Genomic DNA, 13,707 nt, shown 5'->3' with positions numbered 1-13,707 from the left:
GCGGCTGGCATGGACGGCGGGAGAAGGTCATCTCCAGCGGACTCCCTCGGGGTCGAGCGGCGCGGGCGTCTGCGAATCTGCCCGTCGCACGTGCCGGGGGAACGACGGGACACGCGGACGCGTCACTCTTCGAGCGAGCCTTTGCGTCACCCTTTACCGAAAGCTTGTGAGAAGCGGCCGAATCGGGGGAACGAGACCGCCTCGGCGGCCCCTCAGCCCAGGACGGTGTCGAGATACTCGTTGGCGAACGCGCGTCCGGGGTCGAGGGCGTCCCGTACCATCAGGAAGTCGGTGAACCGGGGATAGACCCTCGTCAGGTAGGCCGCGTCGCGGGTGTGCAGCTTGCCCCAGTGCGGACGGCCGCCGAGCCTCGTCATGATCTCCTCAACGCCCTCGAAGTAGGCGGGGTTCGGGGTCGGCCGGTAGACGTGGCAGGCGATGTAGGCCGAGTCCCTGCCGTAGGCGGTGGACAACCAGGCGTCGGAGGCGGGGGTGACCCGCACCTCAATCGGGAAGCTGATCTTCCAGTCCCTGACCTCCAGCAGGTCGCGGACCTCGCGAAGGGCCTGGCCGAGGTGCTCGCGCGCGATGGCGTACTCCATCTCCAGGAAGCGTACCTGGCGCACGCTCGTGAAGATCCGATGCGAGACGTCGGTGTGGGTCGAGGCCGACAGTGTCGCGGCCGAGAGCGCGTTGAGCCGGGGGATGGCGCCCGGGTAGCGGCCACCGATGCCGCACACCGCGCCGAACAGGGTGTTCTCCATGAAGTGGTTGTCGAGCCAGTACCTCAGCGCGCCCGGCGGCCGGGCCGGGCCGGGGCTGCGGTTGTTGCGCTTGGTCAGGCAGGTGTCCGTGTGCGGCATCCAGAAGAAGTCGAGGTGCTCGTTGCCGGTGACGAGGGAGTCGAGGGAGTCCAGGATCGAGGACAGCGCCATCGGCTCCCGGACGCTGCGCAGCAGGAAGGAGGGCTCCACGCGGAAGGTCACCGCGGTCACCACGCCGAGTGCGCCCAGGCCCACCCTGGCCGCGTCGAACAGGTCCTGCTCGGCCACCCCGCGGATCTTCCCCTCGCCGTCGCCGCGGACTGTGACGATCTCGCCGTCGGCGAGCACCATCTCCAGTGCCAGCACCTGGTCGGCCAGTCCGCCGAGGTCCCGGCCGGTGCCGTGGGTGCCGGTCTGGATGGCCCCGGCCAGGGTCTGAGCGTCGATGTCGCCCATGTTGGCCAGAGCCAGCCCCCTTTGGTGCAGCTCCCGGTTGAGCGCGCCGATGGTCGTCCCCGCCTCGGCCGTCACCCAGCCGTCTCCCACCTCGCGGATCCCGGTCAGCGCGTCCGGCCGCAGCAGGATGCCGTCGGTCAGGGCGACCGAGGTGAACGAGTGCCCGCTGCCGGTCATCCGCACCCGGCGTCCCGAGGCGACGGCGTCGCGCACCGCCCGTGAGACCTCCTCGGCGCCGGACGGTGTACGGACCTCCATGGGGGTGGCGGATTGGTTCCCCGCCCAGTTGCGGAAGGTCTCGCCCATGTTCACTCCTGCCCTGCGGGCGTCACCCGGCCCTGTCGTGGGCGTCGACGCCCCCGGGACGCGGGTTACCGCCGGTTCGTCACTCGCTCCGCCAGCGAATATGAACAATACTCATGATTGCTGCCGGGCGACAGGGGTTCGCAGCCAGGCGGAGCCGCCGACGCCGATCGCCGCGGCCAGCAGGGCGCAGGTGAAGGAGAATCCGTAGGCGTTGGAAGCGCCGAACGCGTCGGTGAGCCTGCCACCCGCCCACGCGCCGATCGCCACGCCGAACCCGACCGAGGTCGAGATCCAGGCCATGCCCTCGGTGAGCAGGTGGATGGGGACCAACTGCTCGGTCAGGCTGTAGCCGGTGATGACGGTCGGGGAGATGGCCAGCCCGGCCAGGAAGAGCGCGCCCGCCATGATCCTGACGTCGCCGATGAGCATGATCGGGGTCAGGCCCACGGCGAACACCGCCAGCGAGCCGGTGAACCTGCCGCGCAGCGAGACGGTCCACTGCCGCGCGCCGTACCAGAGCCCGGAGACCAGGCTCCCGCCGGCGAACGAGGCGAGCAGCAGGCCGGCGGCGGGTTTGGCGCCCTGTTCCTCGGCGAACGCCACCGTGACCAGGTCGACCGAGCCGAACACCGCCCCCATCGCCAGGAAGACGCATGACATCAGGGCGACACCGGGGATGGTGATCGGCGTGCCCGAGCGCTTTTTCCTGGGGCGGATGGGTGGCTCCGTGCCACGCTGCAGCCCGAAGGCGATGGTGCCTATGGTCGTGCAGGTCAGAGCCACGATCAGGCCCGCGTACGGGTTGATCATGGTGGCCAGGGCGGTGACCAGTGCCGGGCCCGCGACGAAGATGACCTCGTCCGCGACCGACTCGAAGGAGAACGCCGTGTGCAGCCTCGCCGTCCCGCCCAGCAGGTGCGACCAGCGGGCGCGCACGAGCGAGCCGAGCGAGAGCGCGGTCGCGCCGACCGCGACACCGGTGGCGAAGAGCGTCCACCGGGGGGCGCCGAACTTGGCGCAGAGCATCATGCCGGTCAGCGTGGCGCCGTGCGCCAGGGTGAGCGGGATGACTATCCTGGCCTGGCCGAACCTGTCCACCAGGCGCCCGGACAGGGGAGCCGCGACGGCCAGGGAGACGCTGACGGTGGCCGCGACCGCTCCCGCCGTCGCGTAGGAGTCGGTGAGCGCCTTGACGAGCAGCACGATGCCGATGCCGAGCATCGACATGGGCATCCGCCCGAAGAATCCCGCGATGACGAAGCCCTTGACGCCGGGTGTGCTGAAGAGCCCCCGGTACGGCCCGACCACTGGCACTCCTTGACGCTCTATGCGGGTGGAACATGCCGACGATTCCGCACGGAGTCATTTCTCGGCAAGTGATTTTCCAGGCAACGGCTCCCGCCGGGGGCCGTTGAGGCTAACGTGAGCGCAGTGTCACGTCTTCCCGGGTTGAGGGCATTCGTCCCAGTGATGGTTGCTCTGGCCGTACTTGTCGCTCTCGGTGGTGTCGCGCTCGCAGTGATCACGGGCGGCCGTCCCGCGGCCCCGGACGGGAACACCGGCACGGAGCCCCGCGTCCGGGACCTGGCGGCGATCGCGCCGGTGGTCGGCCGGCCGGCGACCCCGCCGGCCACGGCGGACTCGGAGAACCCGGAGAACGCGAACCCGGAGAGCCCGGATCCGGCGGGCCCGGGTGACCCCGCGGGCGAGGAGACCACTCCGAAGACCCCGGTCGCGCAGCCGTCCGCGGTCCCCGGCCCCCAAGGGGCGGACAGCCCGGGGCTCACCCCCACCCCGCCCCGGCTACTGGTCATATCCCCGTCGACGCTGACCGAGCAGAGCAAGGAGGACATCTCCCGGCTCAAGTACGTCCAGAAGATCGACTCTTTCGACGGCGGGGCGGTCAAGGTGTCCGGGGTCGGACTCAACCTCCTCGCGGTCGATCCCGCCCGTTTCCGGGCGTGGGTCCCCAGGGCCGTCGCCGACCAGCAGGAGGTGTGGAGCGCCCTGGCCAGGGGCGAGTTCGTCGCGGACAGCTCGGCGGCGCGCCGCCTGGGCCTGGTCCTCGGTGCGGAGTACCAGGTGGACGGGGGGCCCCGGCTACGGGCCGCGGCCTCGGCCACCCTGGGCCTGCCGGGCGTGGACGGCATCGTGGGGGAGGAGACCGGCCGCAGGCTGGGCCTGCCGCCGGGGGTGGCGCTGCTCGTGCACGGGCCCGAGAAGGCCACCGCCGTGCTCAAGGCCCGGGTGGGCAGGCTGCTCGGCTCAGGCTCCCAGGTGGTCGCCGTCGGTGGATCCGGCACGGACAAGGCCGACACGGACAAGGCCGACACGGACAAGGCGGCCACGGCGAAGACCGGTACCGGCAGGACCGCGAAGGCGGCCCGGGTGACGGTCGGCAGACCAGGCAGCTACCTGGAGCTCTATCGCGCCTCGGCCGAGGTCTGCCCGGGGCTCTCCTGGACGGTGCTGGCCGCGATCGGCCAGGTGGAGAGCTCCCACGGGCGCAACAACGGCCCCTCCTCCGCAGGCGCGCAGGGACCGATGCAGTTCATGCCCGCCACCTGGAAGACCTATGGCGTGGACGGCGACGGCGACGGCGTCGCCGACATCTGGAGCCCCTACGACGCGGTCCCGTCGGCGGCCAACTACCTGTGCGCCAACGGAGCGGCTCAGGGCGGCAGGAAACTGGAGAAGGCCATCTGGTTCTACAACCATTCCTGGTCGTACGTTTCCAAAGTGCTGGCCATCTCCCGCGGCTATGCCGCCACCTACCCCTGAGGCGCCGATGCCCTACCCGCGGCGGCGCGGCGGCGCCGGGCAGCAGGTGGCCGAGCACGCGACGGGCTCGGGTTCGGCGAGCAGTTCCGAGACCATCGAGACGAACCGGGGGTGGGTGCCGGCCGTGGCCGCCCTGACCAGCGGCAGGCCGATCTTCCTCGCCGTCTCCGCGGCCTCCACGTCGAGGTCGTAGACGACCTCCATGTGGTCGGAGACGAAACCGATCGGCACCAGCACCACCGCCGGGGCGTCGACCTCCAGCAGATGGTCGCAGACGTCGGGCTCCAGCCACGGAATGTGGGGGGCGCCGCTCCGGCTCTGCCAGACCAGATCCCACGCCCTGTCGCCGCCCAGCTCCGCGGCGACCAGCGTGGCCGCGCGGCGCAGCTGGGCCTCGTACGCCCCGCCGTTCTCGCCGGCCGTCTCGGCCATCGAGATCGGAATGCTGTGCGCCGTGAAGACCAGCCGGGCGGAGTCGCCGAGCCCGTCGGGCAGCCGGTCCAGCGCCTCGCGGGTGTGGTCGGCCATCGCCGCGACGAAGCCCGGGTGGTCGAAGTAGTGCCGGAGCTTGACCACCTCGGGGGCACCTTCGACCGCGGCCCTGGCCAGCGCGATGTCGTCGATGTACTGCCGGCAGCTCGAGTACGAGCTGTAGGCCGAGGTGACGAAGGCCGCCGCCCTGCGCACGCCGTCACCCGCCATCTCGCGGAGCGTGTCCTCCAGATAGGGGTGCCAGTTGCGGTTGCCCCAGTAGATTGGAAGATCGATGGTCGGTGCCACGGCCGCGATCAGGTCGCGGCACTGCTGGTTGATCGGGCTGACCCCGCCGAAGCGCTGGTAGTGCGCCTCGACCTCCAGCAGTCGCTCGCGCGGGATCCCACGGCCCCGTACCACGTTCTCCAGGAACGGCATCACGTCGTCAGGCTTCTCGGGACCCCCGAACGAGACGACGAGCAGTGCGTCGTAATTCCCCATGGCCTTCATCAAACCGCATGCCGGGGCGTTCTCTCGCATGGTCACCATGAGTAGTTCGTCATCAACAACATTTGTGGATGCGTGTTTGGGGGCATGTCCGAAGACGGCAGCCGGGGTAGGTTCGAAACTGTGACCCCATTTAACGACATCCGCGATTATGTCGGCGTGCCGCGGGTGGCATCCTTGCGGCTATCCCCCGATGGAACGCGCCTGGTCAGCGTGGTGCAGGCGCTCAACCCCGATGGCAGATCCTACGGAACCTCCCTTTGGGAGATCCCACTCGACGGCCGAAGGCCGCACCGGCTGACCAGATCGGTCAGGGGCGAGGCGGGGGCCGAGTTCACCCAGCGTGGTGATCTGCTCTTCGGCTCGCGCCGGCCCGACCCGACGGTCAAGGACGCCGACGAGGAGGTTCCGGCGCTCTGGCTGCTGCCCGCGGCGGGAGGAGAGGCCCGGCAGATCGCATCCAGACCGGGGGGTGTCGCCGGGTTCGCGACCGGCGGGCAGACCGTGGTCTTCTGCTCCGACGTGCTCCCGGGCGACGAGGCGGGGGAGGCCGAGCGGCGCAAGACGCGCAAGGAGGCGGGGATCAGTGCGATCCTGCACGAGAGCTACCCGGTGCGTTACTGGGATCACGATCTCGGTCCCGGCGAGCCCCGGCTGTTCGCGGGCACGCTGGGCGAGGAGGAACGGCTGACCGAGGTCAGGGACCTCACCCCCCAACCCGGCAAGGCATTGGCGAGCCACAGCGCCTACGACGTGACGCCGGACGGTTCCACGGTCGTGGCCACCTGGGGTGTCTCACTGCCGTACGGCGAGCTCCGTTTCGAACTGGTCGCCATCGAGGCGGCCAACGGCGGTGCCCGACGGGTCCTCGCCGCCGAGAACGGCCACGACTTCGGCGGGCCTATCAAGATCTCTCCGGACGGACGCCTGGTCGCGTGCGTCCGGGGAAACCACGCCGACATCGACCACATCCCCGAGAGCACCCTGTGGATCGTCGATCTGGCCACCGGTGAGGGCCATCCCGCGGGTGGGGCGCTCTGGCCGTCCGACATCGTCTGGGCGCCCGACTCCCGCTCGCTGTTCGTGGCCGCCGACCATCACGGCCGCCGCCCGATCTTCCGGGTCCCGGCCGACGGTTCCGCGCCGGAGCGGCTCACCGGTGACGACGCCGCGTACGCCTCGCTCAACGTCGCGCCCGACGGCACCGTCTACGCACTGCGCGGTGCGGTGGACGCGCCCGCGGCCCCGGTCAGGGTGGCCGCGGACGGCACCGTCGAGAAACTGCCCTCCCCCGCCCCGGAGCTGACGCTGCCCGGCAGGCTCACCGAGGTGACCACGACCGCCGACGACGGCATGGAGATCAGGGCCTGGCTGGCGCTGCCCGAGGGAGCCTCGGCGAAGAACCCCGCGCCGATCCTGCTGTGGATCCACGGTGGCCCGCTGGGCAGCTGGAACGACTGGTCCTGGCGCTGGAACCCGTGGATCATGGCCCAGAACGGTTACGCCGTGCTGCTTCCCGACCCGTGCATGTCCACGGGGTACGGGCCGGAGATGATCCGGCGTGGCTGGGCCAACTGGGGTCCGCGCACCCACGCCGACCTGATGGCGATCACCGACGCCGCGTTGGAGCTGCCCGAGGTCGACGCCACCAGGACCGCCGCCATGGGCGGCTCGTTCGGCGGCTACATGGCCAACTGGGTCGCCGGGCACACCGACAGGTTCAGTGCGATCGTCAGCCATGCCTCGCTCTGGAACCTCGACCAGTTCGCCGGTACCACCGACGGATCCATGTACTGGCAGCGCGAGTTCGGAGCCCCGGGCACCGGGCTGTACGCGAAGCTCTCCCCGCACCGGTCGCTGGGGAACATCTCCACCCCGATGCTGGTCATCCACGGTGACAAGGACTACCGGGTCCCCATCGGCGAGGCGCTGCGCCTCTGGTGGGACCTGCAGCGTTCCGACGTGGAGTCGAAGTTCCTGTACTTTCCCGACGAGAACCACTGGGTGCTCAAGCCGGGCAACGCGGTTGTCTGGTACGAGACCGTGCTGGCCTTCCTGGACCAGCATGTCCTCGGCCGCGAGTGGAAACGTCCTGAGTCGCTGTCGTGAACCCGGTGGAGGGATCATGGACGGTGCCGTGACCTTCGGCCGGCCGGCGGAGGAGTGGAGGAGAGGGCCGGTTCCTGAGCCCGGTGAGCGAGTGAGGAGTGGTGAGGGGATCGTGGACAGTAGTGTGACCTTCGGCAGGCTGGCGGAGGAGATAGCCAGGGAGGCCGGTGAGATGCTCCTGGCCAAGCGTCCATCCCGCCCTGAGGTGCTGGTCACCAAATCCAGCCCCACCGACGTGGTGACAGCCCTCGACCGGGCCTCGGAGGAGCTGATCCGCGACAGGATCCGGGCGGTCAGGCCCGGTGACGCGATCCTCGGCGAGGAGGGAGGCGCGACCGGCGACGGCAGGGTCCGCTGGATCGTCGACCCGATCGACGGGACCGTCAACTTCCTGTACGGGCTGCCCGAGTGGGCGGTCAGCATCGCGGTCGAGGTGGACGGTGAGGTGATCGCGGGGGTGGTCAACGTCGTGCCCCGCGGAGAGGTGTTCACCGCCGTCAGGGGCGGGGGCGCGTGGCTGGCGGGGGAGCGGCTGCGCTGCAACACCGGTGTGCCGCTGGACCGGGCACTGATCGCCACCGGATTCGGCTACGAGAGCGGGCGGCGCGAGGTGCAGGCGGAGGTGCTCCGGCACGTGGTGCCGCGGGTACGTGACATCCGCCGGGGCGGATCGGCGGCCTCGGATCTCTGCTCGGTGGCGGCGGGACGGGTGGACGGCTACTACGAGCGCGGCCCGAACGCCTGGGACTACGGGGCCGGTGGCCTCATCGCCCAGGAGGCGGGGGCCAGGCTCGGCGGGTTGGCCGGCAAGCCGGCCAACCCCGGCCTTGTCCTGTGCGCGGCGCCCGGCCTGTTCGAGGAACTGCACGACCTGTTGCTCCCGCTGGATCCGGAGCGCGACGCCTGAGGCGTCGCGCTCCGGACCCTCGCGGTACGGGCACGAGGGAGCCCCCCGGCCAAGATCGCCGGGGGGCTCCCTCCCATCAGCGCTGAATGGGGACGCCGTTGTCTGTGGCTAGACGCTGGAGATCCTCGATCTCGGCGGTGAAGGTGTCGGCGAGGTAGTCATCGCCGGAGGACCTGGCTTCCTGCAGATTCCGGTATGCCTGGTCGAGGCGGTGTTCGATTGTGGTGGTGAACTCGCCCATCTCACCTTCTTTCTCACGGGCGCATGGGGGCGGAAGGTACCGCGATAGAGACTGGAACCGGCTGTACCCATAGCAGCCAGGTGGCTAAACCTATGTGTTTCCGACATCACACGGAGTGTCTACCCCTGAGAGGGCCTTACCGTGTGCTTACAGGGGATGGGGCGAGAATGAGGGGCCGTTCCAGCGGCTGCTCATGGAATGTGACGGGAGGTGCCATAAGCCGTGCGAGTGCTTGTGGTCGAGGACGAGCGGGTGCTCGCCGACGCGATCGCGACCGGGCTCCGGCGCGAGGCGATGGCCGTGGACGTGGCCTACGACGGCGCCGGCGCGCTGGAGCGGACGGGCTACATCGACTACGACGTCATCGTCCTGGACCGGGACCTGCCCAAGGTGCACGGTGACGAGGTCTGCCGCCGGCTGGTGGCCTCCCGTATCGCGTCGCGGATTCTCATGCTGACCGCGTCGGGCGACGTCGACGACAAGGTGGAGGGGCTGGGGCTGGGCGCCGACGACTACCTGGCCAAGCCCTTCGTGTTCGTCGAGCTCGTCGCGCGGGTGCGGGCGCTCGGCCGCCGCTCCGCCCCGGCGCTGCCGCCGGTGCTGGAGCGGGCGGGGGTCCGCCTGGATCCGGGCAAGCGGCTGGTGACCAGGGACGGCACGGAGGTCGCGCTCACCAAGAAGGAGTTCGCGGTCCTGGAGGAACTGATGCGCGCCGAGGGCGCGGTCGTCAGCCAGGAGGATCTGCTGGACAAGGCGTGGGACGAGAACATCGACCCGTTCACCAACGTGGTGCGCGTCACCATGATGACGCTGAGAAAGAAACTGGGCGAGCCTCAGGTGATCGAGACGGTACCAGGGGTCGGGTACCGGCTGTGAGCGTTCCGGCAGGCGGGGGAGAGGAGCGTCCGACGTTCGTCCCGGCGGACAAGGACCGGGGGACCGTGCCGACCCACCCGATGATCAGCCCGCACTCCGAGCGGGGGGCCTGGAAGAGCGAGCAGCTCGGGTCCGGCCCCCCGGACGAAGGTGCTCAGCCCCCGCCGCCGACCGGCCCGCCCGCGTGGGACGGTCCGCCCCCGGTGGGCGCCGCTCCGGTCCCGCGGACTTTGCTGGATCGGCTGCGGGTGATCGTGGATCGGGTCAGCATCCGGTGGCGGCTGACCATCACCTACGCGACGCTGTTCTTCGCCGCGGGTGCCCTGCTCATGGTCGTGATCTACCTGATGGTGGGCTGGGCGCTCAACGACGCGTGGCCGCAGTTCCCGCTCGACCTGGACGGGGTGATGCCTCCCGACCAGGCGCGCCGGTACGAACAGCAGTGGTACTGGTACCAGCACGCCGCGATCGCCGGAGCGCAGAAGGAACTGCTGGCCCGCTCGCTGCTGGCCCTGCTGGGGGTCGGCATCCTGGCGGTCATCATCGGCTACATCGTCGCCGACCGGGCGCTCAAACCGATCCAGCAGATGACCGCCACGGCCCGCAAGCTGTCGGGCTCCACGCTCGCCCACGAGCGGATCGACCTCAAGGGTCCCGACGACGAGCTGAAGGAACTGGCCGACACCTTCGACGAGATGCTCACCAGGCTCAATGTGGCCTTCGACACACAGCGAAGATTCGTGGCCAACGCCTCGCACGAGCTGCGCACCCCGCTGACGATCAACCGGACGGTCCTGGAGATCGCGCTGGGCGACCCGGAGGCCTCGGGTGATCTCAAGGCGCTGGGCCGCACCCTTCTGGAGGTCAACGCCAGAAACGAACGACTGATCGAGGGCCTGCTGCTGCTGGCGCGCAGCGAGCGCGAGCTGAGCGTGCGCAAGCCGGTGGACATGAAGGACGTGGCCGAGACGGCCGTCGACCAGCTCGCCACGCGGGCCGCGGAGGCCGGGGTCGCCGTGATCACCGAGCTCCGCGATGCCGGGACCGTCGGTGATCCGGTGCTCCTGGAGCGCTGTGTGGCCAACCTGGTGGAGAACGCGATCAAGCACAACCTCCCCGAGTCCGGACGCCTGTGGGTCAGGACGGGAATGGTGGAGGGTGCGTTGATTGTTCAGGTGGCCAACACGGGGCCACATGTCCCCGCGTACGAGGTGAACAGTCTTTTCGAGCCGTTCCGACGGCTCAACGCCGACCGGGTCGACTCCGACAAGGGCGCGGGGCTCGGGCTTTCCATCGTCCGCGCGGTGGTGCGGGCTCACGGGGGCAACGTGACCGCCATCCCCAGGGACGGAGGAGGTCTGGTGGTCACCGTGCGACTTCAGGCGCGTTGATCCGGCGGGGGGCGTCTCGTTCACGCCGTACATGTGGTTGGATGTGCCGTCGAACACGGTGGTGCATGCCGCCGATGCTGTGGTTTACGCCATATTTGGCTAACCGTGGCCATTGGCAGTACGTCCCTCACGTGTAGGGAGGTTCAGTGACCATTCCGGCAGGGTACCGAAGCAGGAATCTCGTCGGCAGATCGGGCACAAGTCGTGCCTCTCGAACGTTACACACGCGCGAGTGAGCGCACACAAATAGATGAGGGGGATGGAGCAGACCGATGGCTACCGATTACGACAGCCCACGCAAGACCGACGACGACCTCAGTGAGGACAGTCTTCAGGAACTGCAGGCCCGCCGTACCGACAAGTCCTCGGGCAGCATCGACATCGACGAGACGGATCTCGCCGAGTCGCTCGAACTGCCGGGCGCGGACCTGTCAAACGAGGAGCTCTCGCTCCGGGTGATTCCTCGTCAGGCCGACGAGTTCACCTGCGCGCGCTGCTTCTTGGTGCACCACCGCAGTCAGCTCGCCGTTGAGAAGAACGGCCAGCAGATATGCCGGGAGTGCGCGGCTTGACGATAATTCCGATGGCCTGTTCGGGGTGTGCTCTTCCAGCCATGGGATAGGGGCCCAGGACAGCCTTGAGGAGGTTCCGAGACATGACGTCAGAGAACAGGCAGACCGATGCGGCGCCGGCCGACTCCACTGCCGGGGAGTCGGCCGACGCGCCTGATCGGGAAGTGGCTGAGATCGTCGGCCGGCTCGCGGAGCCGGGTGACATGGATGGGGCCGAGCGGCGAAAGCTGCTCGGCCGTCTCACGAAAGCACTGACCCGGGGAGCGAAGAAGGCCAAGGAGTCGGGGGCGGGCCGAGGTCGCTGGCTGACCGACGTGTTCATGGCCGTGGCACCCCGCATTCCCATCCGGGACCTGCGCACCCTCTCCGAGCACCACCACGGCCTCACCGCAGAGGCGCTGGCAGACGACCTGGTGCGCACCGCGGCCAAGGCCACCATGACGGTCGGAGCCATCGGCGGGGCCGTCGCCGCGGCCGAGTTCGTCACTCCTCCCCTGTTGCTCTCCGCGCCCGCCCAGCTCGTGGCCGAGACCCTCGTCGTCGCCGCGATCGAGGTCAAGCTCATCGCGGAGCTCCACGAGGTGTACGGGATGCAGGTGCCCGGCAACGGTTCCCAGCGGGCCATGGCCTTCGCGGCGGCCTGGTCCAGACAGCGCGGTGTCGATCCCATGTCCCCGGGAACGATGACCGTCGCGCTCGGCACCGCCACCAAGACCGCCCTGCGCAACAGGCTGATGCGCACTCTCGGACGCCACCTCACCACCTTGGGCCCCTTCCTCACCGGCGCCGTGGCGGGAGGGGTCCTCAACCGCGCCGCCACGAAGAAGCTCGGCGAGATGGTACGGAGTGATCTGAGGGTTCATCATGCCCTTCCGCCTGGAAAGCCATAGAAACTCCTCAAACGGGTAGTTAATTCAGTAAGCCCCCGACTACCTGGAGGAACCTGTGCCGGGCCGCAGTACTTTTGTGATCGTCGCCAATCGTCTCCCCGTCGACCGGGTGGGGGAGGACATGTGGCGGCGCAGCCCCGGCGGCCTCGTCACCGCGATCGCCCCGGTCCTGCAGCGCAGGGAAGGGGCCTGGATCGGCTGGCACGGGGCCCCCGGCGAACAGCTCGAACCCTTCGAGCACGACGGGATGCAGCTCGTCCCCGTCCCGCTGTCCGAGCACGAGGTCGAGCTCTACTACGAGGGTTTCTCCAACGCCACACTCTGGCCCCTCTACCACGACGTGGTCGCCACCCCCGTCTACTCGCGTGTCACCTGGGACGCCTACCGTGCGGTCAACGAGCGCTTCGCCCAGGCCGCCGCCGAGGAGGCCGCGGAGAACGCGGTCGTGTGGGTCCAGGACTACCAGCTCCAGCTGGTCCCGGCCATGCTGCGCAAGCTCCGCCCCGACCTGCGCATTGGTTTCTTCCTGCACATCCCCTTCCCGCCGATAGAGCTGTTCGTCCAGCTCCCATGGCGGCGCGAGATCCTGGAGGGACTGCTCGGCGCGGACATGGTCGGCTTCCAGCGTCCCGGCGGCGCGTCCAACTTCATCCGGCTCTGCCGTCACCTGCTCGGCCTCCAGCACCACAAGCACGAGATCTACGTGGACGGCCGGGTGGTGCGCGCCGGGGCGTTCCCCATCTCCGTCGACTTCGGCGAGCTCGACTCGCTGGTCCGCGAGCCGCACATCATCTCCAGGGCCAGGGAGATCCGCAGGGAGCTGGGCGACCCCGAGTGCATACTGCTCGGCGTCGACAGGCTCGACTACACCAAGGGCATCGGCCAGCGCCTGAAGGCGTTCGGGGAACTGCTCGCGGAGAAGACGATCAAACCGGGTGAGGCGGCGTTCGTGCAGATCGCCACGCCGAGCCGGGAGCGGGTCGAGGAGTACATGCGGCTGCGCGACTCGATCGAGCTCCAGGTCGGCCGGATCAACGGCGAGCAGGGAGAGCTCGGGCAGCAGCCCGTGCAGTACATGCACCAGTCGTACGGCCGTGACGAGCTCGCCGCGCTCTATCTCGCGGCGGACGTGATGATGGTCACACCGTTGCGTGACGGGATGAACCTGGTCGCCAAGGAGTACGTCGCCTGCCGCAACGACCTGCGCGGCGCGCTGGTGCTCAGCGAGTTCGCCGGGGCGGCCGACGAGCTGCGTCAGGCGTTCATGGTCAATCCCTATGACGTCGACGGCCTCAAGCGGATCATGCTGACCGCGATGCGGGCGACCCCGCACGACCTGTCGCGCCGGATGCGCTCGCTGCGCCGGAGGGTGTCCACCTATGACGTGGACCGCTGGGCGAGGGAGTTTCTCACCTCGCTTGAGTCGTCCTGAC

Annotated in this window: 12 protein-coding genes; 8 read left to right on the top strand and 4 right to left on the bottom strand. The window is 69.4% G+C overall.

Annotation, left to right across the window (positions count from 1 at the left end; all coding sequences use genetic code 11):
- Positions 1–212: 212 nt before the first annotated feature.
- Both IG98_RS0121565 and IG98_RS0121560 read right to left on the bottom strand, forming a co-directional pair.
- Positions 213–1,526 (bottom strand): D-arabinono-1,4-lactone oxidase, encoded by a 1,314-nt coding sequence (locus IG98_RS0121565; RefSeq protein ID WP_030914861.1) that lies wholly within the window; start codon positions 1,524–1,526, stop codon positions 213–215.
- Positions 1,527–1,637: 111 nt separating this feature from the next.
- Entirely contained in the window at positions 1,638–2,834 is a 1,197-nt protein-coding gene (locus IG98_RS0121560; protein ID WP_030914859.1) for an MFS transporter, read from the bottom strand.
- Between the two features lie 162 nt (positions 2,835–2,996).
- Here IG98_RS0121560 and IG98_RS0121555 point away from each other — a divergent pair, with 162 nt between their 5' ends.
- Positions 2,997–4,307: a lytic transglycosylase domain-containing protein gene (locus tag IG98_RS0121555; protein ID WP_169750160.1), complete on the top strand. Its 1,311-nt coding sequence runs from the start codon at positions 2,997–2,999 to the stop codon at positions 4,305–4,307.
- 12 nt (positions 4,308–4,319) lie between these two features.
- Here IG98_RS0121555 and IG98_RS0121550 read toward each other — a convergent pair whose 3' ends face one another.
- Positions 4,320–5,282 carry a ferrochelatase gene (locus IG98_RS0121550; RefSeq protein ID WP_037970962.1) on the bottom strand — a complete coding sequence of 321 codons (963 nt, stop codon included), beginning with the start codon at positions 5,280–5,282 and terminating at the stop codon, positions 4,320–4,322.
- A 93-nt stretch (positions 5,283–5,375) separates the two neighbouring features.
- On the opposite strand from IG98_RS0121550, the gene IG98_RS0121545 reads away from it, so the two are divergent.
- Together IG98_RS0121545 and IG98_RS0121540 are read left to right on the top strand one after the other, a co-directional pair.
- A complete protein-coding gene (locus IG98_RS0121545; RefSeq protein WP_051752585.1) occupies positions 5,376–7,397 on the top strand; it encodes a S9 family peptidase in 2,022 nt (673 codons plus the stop codon).
- Between the two features lie 112 nt (positions 7,398–7,509).
- Positions 7,510–8,304: an inositol monophosphatase family protein gene (locus IG98_RS0121540; RefSeq protein WP_030914846.1), complete on the top strand. Its 795-nt coding sequence runs from the start codon at positions 7,510–7,512 to the stop codon at positions 8,302–8,304.
- 76 nt (positions 8,305–8,380) lie between these two features.
- Here IG98_RS0121540 and IG98_RS51980 read toward each other — a convergent pair whose 3' ends face one another.
- Positions 8,381–8,545: a hypothetical protein gene (locus IG98_RS51980; protein ID WP_169750159.1), complete on the bottom strand. Its 165-nt coding sequence runs from the start codon at positions 8,543–8,545 to the stop codon at positions 8,381–8,383.
- A 222-nt stretch (positions 8,546–8,767) separates the two neighbouring features.
- On the opposite strand from IG98_RS51980, the gene IG98_RS0121530 reads away from it, so the two are divergent.
- The 5 genes from IG98_RS0121530 (at position 8,768) to IG98_RS0121510 (ending at position 13,706) form a co-directional block, all read left to right on the top strand.
- Complete coding sequence (locus IG98_RS0121530) at positions 8,768–9,421, top strand: response regulator transcription factor (RefSeq protein WP_030914842.1); 654 nt, start codon at positions 8,768–8,770, stop codon at positions 9,419–9,421.
- An 80-nt stretch (positions 9,422–9,501) separates the two neighbouring features.
- A complete protein-coding gene (locus IG98_RS0121525) occupies positions 9,502–10,812 on the top strand; it encodes a sensor histidine kinase (protein WP_037970960.1) in 1,311 nt (436 codons plus the stop codon).
- A 272-nt stretch (positions 10,813–11,084) separates the two neighbouring features.
- Entirely contained in the window at positions 11,085–11,384 is a 300-nt protein-coding gene (locus tag IG98_RS0121520) for a DUF4193 domain-containing protein (RefSeq protein WP_030914836.1), read from the top strand.
- Positions 11,385–11,467: 83 nt separating this feature from the next.
- Positions 11,468–12,274 (top strand): hypothetical protein, encoded by an 807-nt coding sequence (locus tag IG98_RS0121515; protein WP_030914833.1) that lies wholly within the window; start codon positions 11,468–11,470, stop codon positions 12,272–12,274.
- Between the two features lie 55 nt (positions 12,275–12,329).
- On the top strand, positions 12,330–13,706 hold the full coding sequence (locus IG98_RS0121510; RefSeq protein ID WP_030914830.1) for an alpha,alpha-trehalose-phosphate synthase (UDP-forming): 1,377 nt from the start codon (positions 12,330–12,332) through the stop codon (positions 13,704–13,706).
- Position 13,707 lies beyond the last annotated feature (1 nt).

Source organism: Streptosporangium amethystogenes, assembly GCF_000721075.1.
Lineage (GTDB): Bacteria > Actinomycetota > Actinomycetes > Streptosporangiales > Streptosporangiaceae > Streptosporangium > Streptosporangium amethystogenes.
Note: the sequence above shows the minus strand (reverse complement) of the source record. Positions and strands in the feature narration are given on the sequence as shown.